Source organism: Nocardiopsis rhodophaea, assembly GCF_039530945.1.
Lineage (GTDB): Bacteria > Actinomycetota > Actinomycetes > Streptosporangiales > Streptosporangiaceae > Nocardiopsis_C > Nocardiopsis_C rhodophaea.
Genome location: NZ_BAAAPC010000009.1, coordinates 141,134 through 156,464, shown reverse-complemented (window position 1 = coordinate 156,464; position 15,331 = coordinate 141,134). Strand labels below are relative to the sequence as shown.

15 protein-coding genes are annotated in these 15,331 nt (G+C 71.6%); 10 read left to right on the top strand and 5 right to left on the bottom strand.

From position 1 onward, the window contains the following. Window positions 1-28: 28 nt before the first annotated feature. On the bottom strand, window positions 29-1,003 hold the full coding sequence (locus ABD259_RS12250; RefSeq protein ID WP_344105850.1) for a DUF58 domain-containing protein: 975 nt from the start codon (window positions 1,001-1,003) through the stop codon (window positions 29-31). Window positions 1,004-1,009: 6 nt separating this feature from the next. Next, window positions 1,010-2,083: an AAA family ATPase gene (locus ABD259_RS12245; RefSeq protein ID WP_344105848.1), complete on the bottom strand. Its 1,074-nt coding sequence runs from the start codon at window positions 2,081-2,083 to the stop codon at window positions 1,010-1,012. A gap of 131 nt (window positions 2,084-2,214) precedes the next feature. Between ABD259_RS12245 and ABD259_RS12240 the strand changes: the two genes are divergently transcribed. The 3 genes from ABD259_RS12240 to ABD259_RS12230 all read left to right on the top strand — a co-directional run bounded on the left by ABD259_RS12240 (window position 2,215) and on the right by ABD259_RS12230 (window position 4,820). Beyond that, window positions 2,215-2,988, top strand: a complete 774-nt coding sequence (locus ABD259_RS12240) for a hypothetical protein (RefSeq protein ID WP_344105846.1) — start codon at window positions 2,215-2,217, stop codon at window positions 2,986-2,988. Window positions 2,989-3,163: 175 nt separating this feature from the next. Beyond that, window positions 3,164-4,186 (top strand): iron chelate uptake ABC transporter family permease subunit, encoded by a 1,023-nt coding sequence (locus tag ABD259_RS12235; protein WP_344105844.1) that lies wholly within the window; start codon window positions 3,164-3,166, stop codon window positions 4,184-4,186. A gap of 328 nt (window positions 4,187-4,514) precedes the next feature. Beyond that, on the top strand, window positions 4,515-4,820 hold the full coding sequence (locus ABD259_RS12230) for a 4a-hydroxytetrahydrobiopterin dehydratase (protein ID WP_344105841.1): 306 nt from the start codon (window positions 4,515-4,517) through the stop codon (window positions 4,818-4,820). Window positions 4,821-4,877: 57 nt separating this feature from the next. Here the strand turns inward: ABD259_RS12230 and ABD259_RS12225 are convergent, their stop codons facing one another. Continuing rightward, window positions 4,878-6,506, bottom strand: a complete 1,629-nt coding sequence (locus tag ABD259_RS12225; protein ID WP_344105838.1) for an AMP-binding protein — start codon at window positions 6,504-6,506, stop codon at window positions 4,878-4,880. Window positions 6,507-6,681: 175 nt separating this feature from the next. Here ABD259_RS12225 and ABD259_RS12220 point away from each other — a divergent pair, with 175 nt between their 5' ends. Then, the gene (locus tag ABD259_RS12220; RefSeq protein WP_344105836.1) at window positions 6,682-7,698 is read left to right on the top strand and encodes an acyltransferase domain-containing protein; all 1,017 of its coding nucleotides are present in this window, start codon (window positions 6,682-6,684) and stop codon (window positions 7,696-7,698) included. 33 nt (window positions 7,699-7,731) lie between these two features. Here ABD259_RS12220 and ABD259_RS12215 read toward each other — a convergent pair whose 3' ends face one another. Together ABD259_RS12215 and ABD259_RS12210 are read right to left on the bottom strand one after the other, a co-directional pair. Then, a complete protein-coding gene (locus ABD259_RS12215; RefSeq protein ID WP_344105833.1) occupies window positions 7,732-7,923 on the bottom strand; it encodes a hypothetical protein in 192 nt (63 codons plus the stop codon). 46 nt (window positions 7,924-7,969) lie between these two features. Next, entirely contained in the window at window positions 7,970-8,794 is an 825-nt protein-coding gene (locus tag ABD259_RS12210) for an arginase family protein (protein ID WP_344105831.1), read from the bottom strand. Window positions 8,795-10,263: 1,469 nt separating this feature from the next. Here ABD259_RS12210 and ABD259_RS12205 point away from each other — a divergent pair. From ABD259_RS12205 to ABD259_RS12180, 6 genes are all read left to right on the top strand, one after another. Then, the gene (locus ABD259_RS12205) at window positions 10,264-11,658 is read left to right on the top strand and encodes a heparan-alpha-glucosaminide N-acetyltransferase domain-containing protein (protein ID WP_344162372.1); all 1,395 of its coding nucleotides are present in this window, start codon (window positions 10,264-10,266) and stop codon (window positions 11,656-11,658) included. Between the two features lie 117 nt (window positions 11,659-11,775). Next, a complete protein-coding gene (locus ABD259_RS12200) occupies window positions 11,776-12,816 on the top strand; it encodes a tyrosine-type recombinase/integrase (RefSeq protein WP_344162369.1) in 1,041 nt (346 codons plus the stop codon). Window positions 12,817-12,859: 43 nt separating this feature from the next. Beyond that, complete coding sequence (locus ABD259_RS12195) at window positions 12,860-13,654, top strand: exodeoxyribonuclease III (protein ID WP_344162460.1); 795 nt, start codon at window positions 12,860-12,862, stop codon at window positions 13,652-13,654. Between the two features lie 77 nt (window positions 13,655-13,731). Beyond that, window positions 13,732-14,493 carry an alpha/beta fold hydrolase gene (locus ABD259_RS12190; RefSeq protein WP_344162457.1) on the top strand — a complete coding sequence of 254 codons (762 nt, stop codon included), beginning with the start codon at window positions 13,732-13,734 and terminating at the stop codon, window positions 14,491-14,493. 87 nt (window positions 14,494-14,580) lie between these two features. Continuing rightward, on the top strand, window positions 14,581-14,862 hold the full coding sequence (locus ABD259_RS12185) for an HAD family hydrolase (RefSeq protein ID WP_344162366.1): 282 nt from the start codon (window positions 14,581-14,583) through the stop codon (window positions 14,860-14,862). Next, window positions 14,849-15,214 carry an HAD-IA family hydrolase gene (locus tag ABD259_RS12180; RefSeq protein WP_344162363.1) on the top strand — a complete coding sequence of 122 codons (366 nt, stop codon included), beginning with the start codon at window positions 14,849-14,851 and terminating at the stop codon, window positions 15,212-15,214. Before ABD259_RS12185 ends, ABD259_RS12180 begins: the two co-directional genes overlap by 14 nt. The last annotated feature ends 117 nt before the right edge of the window (window positions 15,215-15,331 follow it).

Genomic DNA, 15,331 nt, shown 5'->3' with positions numbered 1-15,331 from the left:
TCTGTGGGGCGTGGTCGCCCGCGGCGCGTCACCGCGGTACCGCCGGGGTGTGCCGTGCGAGCCGATGGGCGGTGCGCCGCTGCTCCACCACGAACCGGGCCATGTCCACGATCCAGTCCCGGTCGGTCCGCAACACCAGGTGGGGAACGCCGCACCGCCGGAGCCCCGCCTGGACCGCGGCGCGCTGGGCCAGGGCCACCGCACGGTAGTCGCGCCGGACTTTCGCGCTCACGTGGACCTCCCGGGTACGCCCGGACTCGGGGTCGGTCATCGCGACCAATCCTATGTCGGGCAGGTCGAGTTCTCGGGGGTCGATCACCTCCACGGCGAGCACCTGGTGGCGGACGGCCAGCCGCCGCATGGGGCGCTCCCAGGGGGGTAGAGCACCGGCCTCGGGCGGGGTGTCGAGGAAGTCGGAGATGACCACGCGCAACCCGCGGCGCCCCCGGGTACGGGAGAGGTCGTGCAGCGCGTCGGCGAACGTGGCGCCCCCGTCCGCCCCGGGCCGGGTGCGCGGCGCCGCCGCGACCGTGGCCAGCAGAGCCGGCAGCGCGGTCTTGCCGGAGCGGGCCGGCCACCGCCGGATCTGCCCGCGGTGCAGGAAGTGGGCGCCGAACCGGTCGCCCACCCGCTGGGTGAGCACGTTGACGGCGGCCAGCGCGCCGATCGCGATGTCGCGCTTCTCGTGGTGGCCGGTACCGAAGTCCATGCTCGCCGACAGGTCCAGCAGCGTCCAGCTCTCCAGCTCACGGTCGGCCACGGGGTCGCGCACGTGCGGGGCGGTGGTGCGCGCGGTCACCGACCAGTCCATGAGCCGCACGTCGTCCTCACCGGGCTGGTAGAGGCGCGCCTCGGCGGGCTCGCTGCCCGGCCCCAGGCGCAGCCCCAGGTGCTCGCCGTGCAGCAGCCCCTCCAGTCGGCGCACCACCCGCAGGTCCAAGCGCCGCAGCGCGGCGTGGAGGCGCGGATCGAGCCCCGGGGACGGCTGCGGGTGTCCTCGCATGGTCGCCTACCGGGCGGCCATGGCGCTGTGCTCGCCGGTGGCGGGGTCGTCCCAGATCACCCGGGGCGGGGGGACGGTCGCCAGCACCCGGTCGACGACCTGGGTGGTCGAGACACCGTCGGCCAGCGCGTCGAAGGTCAGGACCAGGCGGTGTGCCATGACGTCGCGCGCCAGCACCCGCACGTCCTCGGGCAGCACGTAGTCGCGCCCTCGGATGAGTGCCAGCGCCCGCGCCGCTGCCACCAGGCCGAGCGTGGCGCGCGGGCTGGCCCCGATCTCCAGGACCCGGCGCAGGTCGGGCATGCCGTATTCCTCGGGTTCCCGGGTGGCCATGACGAGGCGCACCACATAGTCGGCGATGAGCTGGTGGACATGGACGCGCTCGGCGTCGGCCTGGAGTTCCAGGAGGGTGACCGGGTCGAGGACCTGGTGCGCCTCGGGTGGGGTGGTGCTCATCCGCCGCAGGATCTCCATCTCCTCGTTGGCCCGGGGGTGGGGAACCACGACCTTCATCAAGAACCGGTCGCGCTGGGCCTCGGGCAGCGGGTACACCCCCTCCGATTCCACCGGGTTCTGGGTCGCGATCACCACGAAGGGATCGGGCAGCGGGTAGGTGGTGCCGCCCAGCGACACCTGCTTTTCCGCCATGACCTCCAGCAGTGAGGACTGCACCTTGGCCGGGGCGCGGTTGATCTCGTCGGCCAGCACGAAGTTGGCGAACACCGGGCCCAGCTCCACGTCGAACTGCTCGGTGGAGGGGTGGTAGATGCGCGTGCCCACGATGTCGGAGGGCACCAGGTCCGGGGTGAACTGCACCCGAGCGAACGACCCGCCGGTCACCTTCGCCAGGGTGGACACCGCCAGCGTCTTGGCGATGCCCGGCACCCCCTCCAACAGGCAGTGCCCGCGCGCGATGAGGGCGACCATCGTGCGCTCCACCATCTGCTCCTGGCCGACGATGACCGTGGAGACCTCCTGCATCGCCGCGCGCAGGAGCCGCGTCGGCTCCCCGGCGGCCGCGTTGTCGGGCCGCGCGCGGCGAGCACCGTCGTGAGGGGGCACGGGATCGGTATCCGGCATCTGCGGCCCAGCCTTTCCACGAGCGGCGACATCCCGCCGGGTACGTTGATGGTGACGCAACGGCGATGCTACCCGCTCGTGCCGGGATGAGAACGGCCATAGCGGGGCAATCGTGCGAAGGGGGTCCGCCCGTGCCCGTGCCGCTGCAGCAGACCGACCCGCGCCAGCTCGGTGCCTACCGACTGAGCCATCGACTCAGCCACGGTGCCGAAGGCGTCGTCTACCTCGCCCACGACCGCGACGGCCAGCCCGTCAGCGTCGCGATGCTCAGTGAGGGGGCGGCCGCCGACCCGGCTGCCCGCGACCGGTTCGCCGCCGCCGTCACCCAGGGCGCCGGCCTCGCCGGTGCCCCGCGGGTCCTGGCCTCCAACACCACCAACCCCGCCGCGTCCTGGGTCGCCGCGCCCTACACCCCCGACCGGGCGGGTGCCGAGGCGTTCCTCGCCCCGGTCGCCGTCGGCGCGGAGGAGCACGGCCCCGGAGCCCCGGGCTACGCCCCGCACTGGGCCACCCGCTCGACCCCGGCCGCGGTCCGCTGGTCCGGAGCGGCGGACCGCGACGGGGCGTCGGCCACCGAGGCGACGACCGACCGCCGAGTCGTGCTGGGCCTGCTGCTGGTGCTCCTCCTGTTCGTGGCCCTGCTGATCCTGCTCTACCTGTGGCTCACCGGGCTGTCGTCGCAGGCGGGGGGAGCCGACGGGGAGCCGTTCCCGAGCGGGGGCTCGCCCTCCTCAGAGGAGCCGAGCACCACGCCCCGGCCCACGTACGAGCCGTGGGTGACGCCGGACCCGCGGGGGACCTGGCAGCCCACCGACGACCCGTCGCCGACCAGCGACGTCCCTACGGTTGATGTGGAGGACGACGACTCCTCCGGCCTTCCGCCCGACCCGCGGGGATGGGGCTGAGGATTTACTCACGCCACGTTCCCACCTCGCTTCGCGGCGTGTTTGCTCCTGGTTCCTCCGCGCCGCAGGCGCCCCTGGCGGAACGCGGACCTCTGGCCCCCGCATGTGAGGCGGGATAGGTTCGGCTGAACCAGCGCACAACCCGATCGCGGAAGAGGCGGAAGAAAGGGCGGCGATGGTCCGGGAACACGTGGCTTGGCGGGTGTGGGTCCTGATGGGTGCCGTGGGTGCGCTCGCGGCGACGGCCGCCGCCGCTTTGCTCGTGGGGGAGTTCCCGGTGCCCTGGCTCGGGGTGGCCAAGGCGCTGGGGGAGCCGGGCACCTCGCCGCAGTCGGTGGATTTCATGGTCTGGGAGGTGCGCGTGCCCCGCCTGCTGGCGGGTGCCGCCTCGGGCGCGGCGTTCGGTGTGGCCGCCGCCCTCCTCCAGACCGCGTGGCGCACCCCGCTGGCCGGCCCCCGGACCGCGGGTATGGGCGGGGCGGCGATGCTGGCGATCGTACTGGCCCCCGAGCTGCCGGGCGGAACGCAGGGGCCGCTGGGAGCGGCGACGGCCGGGGCCATCGGGGCGGCAGCGGCGGGTCTGGGTCTGGGGCTGGTCCTGCGGTGGCGTCGCGGCAGCGCGGGGGACCCGGGGCCCGGCACCGCACTGGTGGCCGGCACGGCGCTCGACGTGCTGTGCACAGTCGCGGCACTGTGGCTCGTGGTGAGCGCGGCCGGTGGGGTCGTGGGACCGCTGGCGCACCGCCTGGTCGTGGGATCCCCGCTCATCGGGGTGGAGCACGCACCGATACTCAGCGCACTGTGCGCGGCAGCGGCGCTGCTGGGGGCCGCGGCGGCTTGGCGAGCCCCCGCCGTGGTCGCAGCGGGTCCGTGGAGCGGGCGGATGGCGGTCGTGTGCCTGGCCGCGCTTCCCGTGGGGGCGGGGGTGGCCCTTGCGGGCCCGATGGCCCTGGCCGGAGTCGCCGGGGGAGGGGTGGCCTGGCTGCTGATGTCGGGACACCCGGGATGGACGGCGCTGCTGGCCGGGCCGCTGGGGGCGCTCGTCGTGCTCGCCAGCGACCTCGTGGCGCGGTCGTTCAGCGGCCCCGAGGGCCTGCCGACGGGATACGTGACCGTGGTGGTGGGGGTCGTCATCCTGCTAGCCGTCCGGAGAGCGTCGACGGCGGCCGCTCGCGGGACGTCGGTGAGGGCGACCTGAGTCAGCGCCTCCGAGCGGGCTCTGCCCCCTTCCTCGCGCCCAACTGTGAATCTACACCGTAAAGGTGGCCGTGTGTTTTTTCCAAAACCACCCCCACAAACAACAAAAGGGGAGCGGCTACGCCGCACCTCTTCTCCCAAAAGCCCACCATCAGCACACCCGCATCGGACCACAACGGCGCGCGGACCCACCCACCGACAGCACACCAGTCCACACTGTCCAAAGACGCCAACCACCCACGCCCACCCATGATTGACCGGCCCATCACCGAGGTAGGAACCCTCACGCGCCGCTTAACCCAGCGACCACACCGCACCGGGAGCGCACGATGACACTACTCAACGAACAGCAGATCACCGACGGCCTCACCCACCTCGAAGACTGGGAATGGGACCGCGAACGCCACGAGATCCGCCGCACGGTCAAGATGCCCGACTTCATGAGCGCGATCCACCTCGTCACCGCGATCGCCCACGTCGCCGAACAGGCCAACCACCACCCCGACATAGACATCCGCTACAACAAGGTGACCTTCCACCAGACCACCCACGCGGCCCACGGCATCACCGAAAACGACATGCAACTGGCCGCACGCATCGACGAACTCGTCGCCGACGCCCAACCCCGCGGCTAACCGGCACGCCGCGCCCCGGCCCACACCCACCCGCGCCGCCAGCGCCCATCACTGGCCTCAGCCCTGGGCCGGGCGCAGCCGCCCTCGCCGGATCTTCCCGGACGCCGACCTGGGCAGCTCGTCGACAAACGTGATCCGCCGCGGATAGGCATGCTCGGCGAACCGCGCCCGCACCAGCTCCCGCAGCTCCTCAGCCAGCCCATCACTTGGGCGCGTCCCCTCGTGCAGCACGATGTTGGCCGCCACCGTCTGCCCCGACAGCTCGTCCGGCACCCCATACACCCCGGCCTCCGCCACCGCAGGGTGCTGCAGCAGCGCCGTCTCCACATCAAACGGGCCGATCCGGTACCCCGACATCAGGATCGCGTCATCGTCACGGCTGGAAAAGTACAGATACCCCTCGCGGTCCCGACTGCCGGTGTCACCGGTCAGGTACCAGCGCCCATCGGGCGTGAACCGCGCCGCCGAAGCCACCGGATTGTCCCGGTACCCCCGGAACCACATCAACGGACTCGCCTTCACATCCACGGCCACCCGACCGAAAGCCCCCACAGGAGCCTCACCGTCAGCCACCGGCTCCAGAACCGTCACCGACCACCCCGGCAGCGCCGTGCCCAGCGATCCCACCCGCATATCAGCGGACGCGCCGTCGTGGTTCTGCTGGCCCACACAGATCCCCAGCTCGCTCTGCCCATAGTGGTCACGTAGCGGCACCCCGAAGGTGTCCGCCGCCCACGCCACCACATCGCTGTTCAACGGCTCACCGGCACTCGACAGCCGGCGCACCGCGATCTCCGGCGGCAGCGTCTTCGTCGTCGCCCGCAGCGTCCGGTACACCGTCGGCGCCGCGGCCAGGTTGGTGACCCCGAAGATCGCCAGCACGTCGAGGGTCAACTCCGGGTCGAACCCCGCCCGCAGCTGCAGCGAACGGTGACCCGCCAACAGGGGGGACACCAGCCCGTAGTAGAGCCCGTACGCCCAGGCCGGGTCGGCGGTGTTCCAATACACGTCGTCATCGGCGACATCCAGCCCATAGCGGTGATAGGTGTGGAACGCCGCCAGCGCCCGCACCGGCACCTCCACCCCGCGCGGCGGCCCCGCCGTCCCCGAGGTATAGAGCAGCACGAAGGGCGCGTCACCACCCACCGCGACCGGCTCAGGCGCCAGTCGCCCGCTGCTGCCGCGCGTCAGCCCCGCGATGGTGTAGTCGCCCTCGCGCAGGGGAGCGGGGCCGGTGGTGGCGATATGCCACGGGGCGTCGACAGGAACGTCGTCGCTCGGGTCGAGCTTGGGGCGCTGGTCGTCGTCGCAGAAAACGAGGCGGGTGCCGGAGTGGGTGAGGCGCAGCGCGATGGCACTGGGCGCGAACGCGGTGAACAGGGGGACGTGGACGGCGCCGAGCCGCCAGATGGCCAGAGCTGCGACGGCGAGTTCGGTGCCCTTGCCCATGAGGGTGGCGACGTGGTCGCCGCGGGTGATGCCGAGCTCGGCCATGGCACCGGCCAGGGCGGCGGAGCGTTCGGCGAGTTCGCCGAAGGTGAGGTCGTGGGGGAGGAGGTCAGGGCCGATCTCGGTGACGGCGGCGGCGTCGGCGGGATGGCGGTCGCACAGCAGGTGGGCCACCGATGCGGTGGGCGTGTCATAGGTGGCGAGCCAGTCGCGTACTTGCTGCGCCGGGTCGTGCATCGGTGGTCGTCCCCTTTTCTGGAGATTTGTAGGTGTTGCTGTGGTCGTGTTCCAGAGTATTCCCCTGTGTGTGATGGTGGCCTCAACCGCGGGCGATGACGGTCACCGGTCGCCGTGGGGAGGTGGGGCGCAGGGTGGTGGCGTCGGCGGTGGGGATGGCGTCACGATGTGGGCCATGGATGTCGATGCGGTGGTGCGGCGGTTCGGTCTGGGTGAGGAGATGCGCGGCTGGCTGATAGAGGCGGCCGACCTGCCGCTGCCGGAGGGCGGGTGCCCGCTGCCGTCCCGTTCGCGGGCGCCAGAGGCGCTGGCCCCCTTCGCCTTGAGCGCCCAGGACGAGGCGGAGCTGGTGGGGCTGTGGCCGGATGACGCGTGGCCGCCGGAGCTGCTGTGGCTGGTGGAGCGCATGTACGCGCGGGTGCTGGAGGATCTGTCGGCGGGGCGGGGGGAGTGGCGGTACTGGCCGCCGCTGGCGGGGGTGGAGGACGCGCGGGCGCGGTGCGCGCCGGTGTTCGCGTTCGCCGCGGCGGTCCCGGCGTTGCGCGCGTGGCAGGACCGCCGCGGGGTGCCGCCAGAGGTGGCGGCGGCGACGCTGCGCGATGTGGGGCGCCATGTGGGCCATAACCGGACGATGTTCGGGCGGGTCGGGCTGGAGGTGGCTTCGTGGATCGCGTTGCAGTTCCGCGGTGGCCTGTACGAGCTGGGGCGGTTGCAGTATGAGCCCGCGCGGCTGGTCGAACAGGCGACGGTGACCTGGTATTCGGAGGAGGAGGCAGCGGGGTTGGCGCCGGAGTTGGCCTATGGGGCGCCGACGCTGCGGTTGCACATCCCGGCGGGGGAGTCGCTGGCCCCGGGGCCGATCGACGCGTCGTTGTCGCGTGCGCGGGGGTTCTTCGCGTCGTGTTTTGGTGCGGAGTACGTGGTGGCGACGTGTACGTCGTGGCTGTTGGATTCGCAGTTGGCGGAGTATCTGCCCGCGGAGTCGAACATCATGGCGTTCCAGCGCCGGTTCACGCTGGTGGACCGGTCGAGTCCGGGGGATCGGGATGTGTTCCGGTTTGTGTTTCGGCGCCCGGATGTGGAGCGGTTGGAGGGGCTTTCTCCGGCGACGCGGTTGGAGCGGGCGATCGTGGCGCACCTGCGGGCGGGGCGCCACTGGCAGGTGCGCACGGGGTGGCTGCGTCTGCCGTGAGCGGGGGTGGTGGGGGTGGGGGCCGCCGGTGAGTCAGGGGCCGGGGTCGTGGGCGGGTTCGGGGGGTGCGGACCATCCCGAGGTCATGAGGCGTCCGGACCCGGTGCAGTCGGCGCAGCGGCGGGGGATCACCATTTCGCCGACGCCGTCGTCGCCGGCGTAGCCGACGACTCCCACCCTTAGGCCGCTGCCCTGGCAGCTTTGGCACACGATCGCGACATCCACGTCCGTCAGGATAGGCGCCTGGTGGGGGTGGGGGTGGGCGGTGGGGTCAGTCGGTGAGGTCGAGGGAGGAGATGAGGGTGGTCAGGCGGGATTCGTCGTGTTCGATGACGGGGGCGTATTCGCAGATGCCGATGCCGACGATGTCGTGGTGGGAGCGGATGGCGGCGAGGGCTTCGGCGACGGAGTCGGCGCGGGGGCCGTCGGGGGTGGGGACGGCGACGGCGGGGAGGTCGTAGGGGTCGCAGACGTCGACGTCGAGGTGGACGTAGGCGGGGCTTCCGGAGGGCCGGGGGGTGGTGACGCGGGTGGGGTCGGCGATGATTTCGACGGTGTCGACGCAGGCCATGCCGTGGTGGCGGATGTAGTGGGTTTCGGCGGGGTCGAGGTCGCGGCTGCCGACGAGGGTGACGGCCGGGGTGGAGAGGGCGCCTCCGTTGGGGCCGACGAGGTGGGGGTGGCCTTCGCCGAGGAGGGCGCGTAGGCCCATGCCGTGGGCGCGGCCGCTGGGGGAGGTGGCGGGGGTGTTGAGGTCGGCGTGGGCGTCGACCCAGTAGAGGACCATGTCGGGGTGGCGGTTGGCGAGGTGTTGGACGGCGACGAGGTCGGAGAGGCAGTCGCCGCCGAGGGTGAGGGTGCGGTGGGGGTCGCGGCGGGTGAGGCGGTTGCGGAGTCTTTTGAGGGTGCCGTGGATGGCGTCGAGGCTGCGGACGCCGTCGACGGTGGTGCGGGGGCCGTCGGTGACGGCGACGTGGAGGCGGTTGCCGCTGGGGGGTATGAGGTGGGCGAGGGCGGAGGCGCCGGCGGCGATGCGGACATCGTCGCCGCCTTGCCAGAGGGGGACCACCAGATCTACGTCGCGCTGCCAGACCATGTCCCAACCTTAGGCCCCTGTGAGTGGGCGGGGTAGGGAAATTGGGATCGGTGGGTGGGGGAGGGGTGTTCGGGGTGGTGGGGTGCGGTGGACAACTTTTGGTGGGGGTGGGCGCGGGATCATGAGGGGTCATGCCGAGTGTGGAATGTGTTGTTCCGCCGGAGCGTTGAGCGCGCAGTTCCAGCTTTGACATTGCGTGGCAGAAGGGGCAGCGGCACATGATGGGCCCCAAGAGGTCTTGATCGGCCCCTATCACTATTGCGGATTCGGCCCTTCTGACAGGCGGCTTATCGGCCGTCCCACAGGGCGGGGTAGCGGCGTGCCAATTTTGAGTCAAGTCGGGCGGTGCGCGTGGAACGTGTGGACACGTTGGTAGAGGGTGGGAAGTACTGGTTGGCGTGGAATGAGGCGTGTACGCCGCTGGAGGACGGCGTGGACATCGTCGCGCGGGAGAGATGCGATGCTGCGCGCGGACGCGGGGGAGACTCCGGGGTTCGTGCGCGTGATCGCGGGCAACGGCGGGGTCTGACGCGGCCGGGGATCGCAGGGGCGTCGAGCGTTCAACTTTACATAATGTGCATTATCGGCGTTGCCGAGGTGGGCCTGAGAGGGGTGGCTGGACGGGTCGTCCAGGCTGGCGGCAAATGAGACGAGTGATGTGGGCGGTGTCGGCACGGCCGGGTTTTCGCTGTTTTCGCTTCGCACGGGTGGAGCTGTGGGAGCCGTTTTCGGTCCGGGAGCATCGCGCCAGCGCAGATCTCATTCATCGGCCGCCCGCCGTTGCTGCCGCTGGTGACGGCGTTTGTTCGATGTCTGCTGGGCGGCGGTGACCGCGGCGCCCATTTCCGAAATTTTTCTCCGGTGTCGCATTCCGCCACACGTGCCGCGGGACCCGCACCCCCTGGCTCCCTCCGTCCTCTGTGTCGCTTTTCACCCAAGAACACCGAATGGAGCATGGACCACCGCCGACAAGGCTGCCCAGCAGGCCGGGCTTCGGCCGCGGCCCTGCCTTGAGCCGTGGGGATCGGGTTGACCTTCGGGGCTCATGTTTCATGCATAAAATGCGTTATGCATGAATTGCTAAAGATGTCCGACTCTTGAGTCCCGGCTCGCCTCAAACGTTGGACCGTCCCCGGCATTCGTGGCGCCGCTACTCGCTCCCTGAGCACCCCTCGTCCCCGCGTTCGCGCCCCGCCCACCCGAAGCGTGACCACGCCACCACCCCGCCGGCGGAATCGCCGCGCCCGTCTCCCCCGAGGTTGTGACTGGTGTCGCATCCGGCGCCCCTCCCCTTCCCGCGCAGGTGGCCCCGCTATACGCTCGTCTGCGGATAACAGCTCATCAGCGTGAGACGTCGAGCGAACGTGATCCGTTGACCGAATTCGTGCGGCGCGCGAACTCCCGGCCACAACCGGTCACAATTGGGAAATACCTCTGCACCAGAGGGACGAGCGGGGGATCCTCGAAGAGTGTCGAACAGAATCAGCTCCTCTCCTGAGAGCCCCTCCCCCGAGGACACCGTCGGCGACGCCCCCGGGCCGGACGGGGTCACGGCGCCCACACGGCCCACCGGTGCCGTCGGCTCCCCCGACGGCACCTCGCTCCCCCGCCGCTCCCCGGCGGACGACGCTGCTGTGACGCCGCGCCGCCGCTCCTGGCTGCCGCGTGGGCTGCGTACCGCCGACGCCAGCCGCCTCGTCGGCATTGATATGGCCCGCGGGCTGGCCATTTTGGGCATGTTCGTCGTGCACGTGGGTGTCGGCTGGACCGACGCCGACGGCGCGAGCACGTTGACGGAGCTGGTCGCCGGGCGTTCGGCGGCGACCTTCGCGCTGCTGGCGGGCGTGTCCGTCGCCCTGCTGTCCGGCGGTTCGGCGCCCAAGAGCGGCCACGACATGGGTGTCGCGCTGTGGCGGGTGGTCATTCGCGGCCTGATCATGCTTCCCATCGGCACCCTGCTGACCATGACGGGCGTCCCCGTCTCGGTGATCCTCGCCTACTACGCGGTGTTCTTCGTCCTCTGCGCCCCGTTGATGGACGAGCGGTGGAAGATCGTCGCCGGGACCGCCGCACTCCTCGCGGTGATCGGTCCCGTGATCTCCTTCTACCTGCGTGGACTGATGGAGCCCGGCGGTCCGCTCGACGGCCCCGTGGAGACCATCAACTCCTATGACCCCCTGGTGGCCTGGGCCGACGACGGCCTGGTGAACTTCCTGATCACCGGCTCCTACCCGGCGATCACCTGGATGCCGTTCGTGCTGGCCGGCCTTGCCATCGGCCGCCTGAACCTGCGCTCGCCCAGGGTGCAGCTGGCGCTCGTCGGCGTCGGCGCGAGCCTGGCCGCCGCGGCCTACACCGCCTCGTGGGCGTTGATGCGCCTGCTGGACGTGCGCTCGCGTCTGGAGGCGTCCTTCGACGCCGAGAGCGCGGGAACCGACACCTTGGGTGAGGCGCTGCGTGAGGGGCTGCCCGGGACGGTTCCGGTCAACGACTGGACGTGGCTGCTGACGGCCGCGCCGCACAGCGGGACGCCGTTCGAGGTCGTCGGGGCCGGCGGTGTGGCCATCGCGGTTTTGGGGCTGTTCCTGCTGGTGGGGCGTTACCTGCGGTGGGTGCTGTTTCCGTTGGCGGCGGTCGGGGCGCTCGCGCTCACCACCTATGTGGGACACGTCCTGCTCATCTGGGTGGCCGAGCTGGGGTTGCTGGAGGGCACACCGCTGCAGCCGGTGACCGACGCGCTGGACTGGTCGGTGCTGCTGGGCGCGCTGGTGTTTGCGACGCTGTGGCGGGCGCTGGTGGGGCGCGGTCCGTTGGAGGGGCCGCTGCACGTGGTGTCGATGTGGGTGGCCCGGCGCATCCCGTGACCAGCCCCTCCCCCTTCAGCCGCCCCCGATCGCTCCCACTCGCCCTTGAAGGATCGGGGGTGCCGAATCGGTGGCCGCGGGTGATCGTGTGCGGGGGAATCGGGGATGCTGTGGGGCATGAGCGTTGCGGAGGTTGGGATCCAGGCGTCGTCGATGCGGGCTGTGGATGCGGTCGAGGAGTATCTGGTGGCGCGGCGGTCGGCGAAGCCGTCGCCGCACACCATCGCGGCCTACCGGCGGGATCTGCTGGGGGTGCTGGGGTGTGTGGCCGAGGTGGAGCGGTGCGGGCGCGCCGATGTGCGGTTGGCCGATCTGTCGGGCGGGATGCTGCGCCAGGCGTTCGCGGAGTTCGCGGCCGAGCGGGCGGCCTCCAGTGTGGTGCGGGCGTGGTCGACGTGGAACGGGTTTTTCGGGTTCCTGGTGTCCGAGGGCATCGTGGAGGGCAACCCGATGCCGGCCGTTCAGCGGCCGCGCCTCAAACCGGCGGAGCCCAAGCCGCTGATGGGCGAGGACACCCCCGAGCGGTTGTTGGAGGCGCTGGCGGCCGGGTGCCGTCGCGCGCGTGATCCGTGGCCGGAGCGGGACCTGGCGGTGTTGGCGCTGGCTCTGCTGACGGGGCTGCGATCGGCGGAGATGCTGGGGTTGCGGGTGGACGCGCTGAGTGGGCGCGCGGGCGAGCGGCGGATCCGGGTGGTGGGCAAGGGCGGTGTGACGCGGTCGCTGCCTATCGAGCCGCCGCTGGAGGCGCTGGTGGAGGCGTATCTGCACACGCGCGAGGTGCGGTTCGGGGCGCGGGTGCGCGGGTCGGAGGCGCTGTTGGTGGACAACCGGGGGCGTCCGCTGCGGCGGGGCGGGCTGCAGTACCTGGTGCGGCAGTGCTACAAGCACGCCGGGGTGCACGACCGGGTGGCGCGCGGCACGCTGGTGCATGCGCTGCGGCACACGTTCGCCACCCGGCTGGCGGAGGACGGGGCGTCGGTCACCGAGATCATGCGGCTGCTGGGGCACACGTCGATCACGTCCTCGCAGTCCTACATCGATGTGACAGCGTCGGCGCAGCGGGAGGCGGCGCGGTCGAACCGGACCTATGGGGTGCTGCGTCGGCTGGTTGACCAGGAGCCGCGGGCGGCTTCGGCGCGGGAGGGCGCCGCGGGGTGATGCGGGGCGGGCCGGGGGCGCGGCTACGCTGGCCGTCGTGGTCATGACGATTTCGACGGTGAACGTGAATGGGCTGCGGGCGGCGGCTCGTAAGGGCTTCGTGGGGTGGCTGGCGGCCACGGAGGCCGATGTGGTGTGCCTGCAGGAGACGCGGGCCGAACGCGCCCAGCTGGCGCGGGAGGTGGTCGCGCCTGACGGGTGGCACGTGGTGCTGGCGCCGGCGGCGGCCACGGGGCGCGCGGGTGTGGCGCTGTACACGCGTGGGAGGCCCGAGGCGGTGCGCGTGGGGTTCGGTGCCGCGGAGTTCGACGAGGCGGGCCGGTATGTGGAGGCCGACCTGGGCCGGGTGAGTGTGGCCAGTCTGTATCTGCCGTCGGGTGAGGTGGGAACCGCGCGTCAGGCGGAGAAGGAGCGCTTCATGGACGCGTTCTTGCCCTATCTGGTGCGGCGCCGCGCGGAGGTGGAGGCCGAGGGGCGTGAGCTGGTGGTGTGCGGGGACTGGAATATCGCGCACCGCGAGGCGGATCTGAAGAACTGGCGTAACAATCGGAAGAACTCGGGGTTTCTGCCCGAGGAGCGGGCGTGGCTGTCGCGGGTCTTCGACGAGGCGGGGTATGTGGACGTGGTGCGGGCCCTGCTTCCGGACCGGGAGGGTCCGTATTCGTGGTGGTCCTATCGTGGTCGGGCGTTCGACAACGACGCTGGTTGGAGGATCGACTACCAGGTGGCGACGCCGGGGGCGGCCGGTGCGGCCAAGGAGGCGCGGGTGGAGCGGGCGGCGGCCCATGACCTGCGGTGGTCGGATCACGCTCCGGTGACGGTGGCCTACGCCTGGTAGGTCGGCGGGTGTGCGGGTACTGCAGGTGGTGCCAAGTGGAGTCGGTGCTGGTTGAGCGAGCGGAAGGGGGCGGGGCGATGGGCCTGCCGGTCGTGCTGGTCCATGGGTTGCGGCTGTCGGGCACGATGTGGCGCCCGCAGCAGGAAATGCTGGAGGCTCAGGGGCGCCGCGTGGTGGCGGTGGACCTTCCGGGGCACGGTACGCGCCGGGGTGAGGTGTTTACCCTGCCGGGCGCGATCGGGGCTGTGGCCGAGGCGATCGACGCGGTGGGCGGGCGTGCGCTGCTGGTGGGGTTGAGCCTGGGCGGGTTCGTGTCCATCGCGGTGGCGGCGGCGCATCCGGGCCGGGTGGCGGGGCTGGTGGCGGCGGGCTGTACGGCGCGTCCGGCGCAGACGCTGGCGCAGGTGTATCGGATCCCGGCGGTGTTGTTGGACCGCCTGCCCGACCACGGGCAGGCGGTCAACGAGCGGTTCCATCGGTTGACGCTGCCCAGCGATGGGGCCGCGGCGGCGCTGGACGGCGGGTTGGCGATGGAGGCCGCGCGGGCGGTGATCGACGAGATCTCCGACATGGAGGTGTTGGAGGCGTTGGGCGCGTACCAGGGGCCGGTGTGGCTGATCAATGGGGCGCGTGATGCGTTTCGGATCCATGAGCGGCGGTTCTTGGAGGCGTGTGTCGATGGGCGCCTGTTGAACGTGCCGCGGGCGGGCCACATGGTGAGCCTGGATCAGCCGGAGAACTTCGCGAAGCTGGTGGGTGATATCGCCGATGCGGTGTCGGTGCGCGGCGCCGAGGTTCCGCCGCCGGGCGCGGCCCGGTCGTCCGACCCTCAGGTGTGACCGGGCGGGTGCGGGCGGGGCGGGGTGTCGGGTATCACGCCCGGCAGCGGTGGGTGCGGGCGGCGCGGCGTTTCTAGACTCCGCAGGATGATGTTCTCCGCGGATGCGCTGTTGTTCGATATGGACGGAACCCTGGTCGATTCCGGGCCGGTGGTGGAGGAATGCTGGGCGGCCTGGGCCGCGGAGTACGGGATCTCCGTACAGCGGTTCGCCGCGGAGGCGGGGCACGGGATCCCGGCGCGTCAGATCGCGGCGGCGCTGCTTCCGGACGGCGAGGTGGCCGCGGCCGTGGCGCGTATCGAGCAGTTGGAGATCGACCGTGCCGCTGGGCTGCGGGTGCTGCCCGGGACGCGGGGTGCTGCCGGATGACGCGTGGGCGATCGTGACATCGTGCACGCGGGCGCTGGCCGAGGCGCGGTTGAAGGCGGTGGGCTTGGCGGCGCCGGTGCTGGTGACCGCCGACGATGTGCGCCGTGGGAAGCCCGATCCTGAGCCTTTCGTCCTCGGTGCGACGCGGTTGGGGGTCGACGCGCGCCGGTGTGTGGTGTTCGAGGACGCCCCGGCCGGGCTCGCGTCTGCCCGCGGCGCGGGCGCGCGGACGGTCGCGGTGACCACGACCCATGGCGCGGCTGATCTGCGGGCCGACGCGGTGGTCGGTGACCTTTCGCGCGTCGCGGTGGATGTCGGTGTCGGCGGGGGCCTGGTGGTCAGCGCCGGGTGAGGTGCGGTGGCTGTGGGGGGCGTGTGCGCGCCGCGGTTCTGAACGGGTGGTCCTCCCCTGACCCGGGTGTTTGTCTGCTCCCTTGCGGTCTGGCCCGCTTGCGTGGCGGTCCGTTGT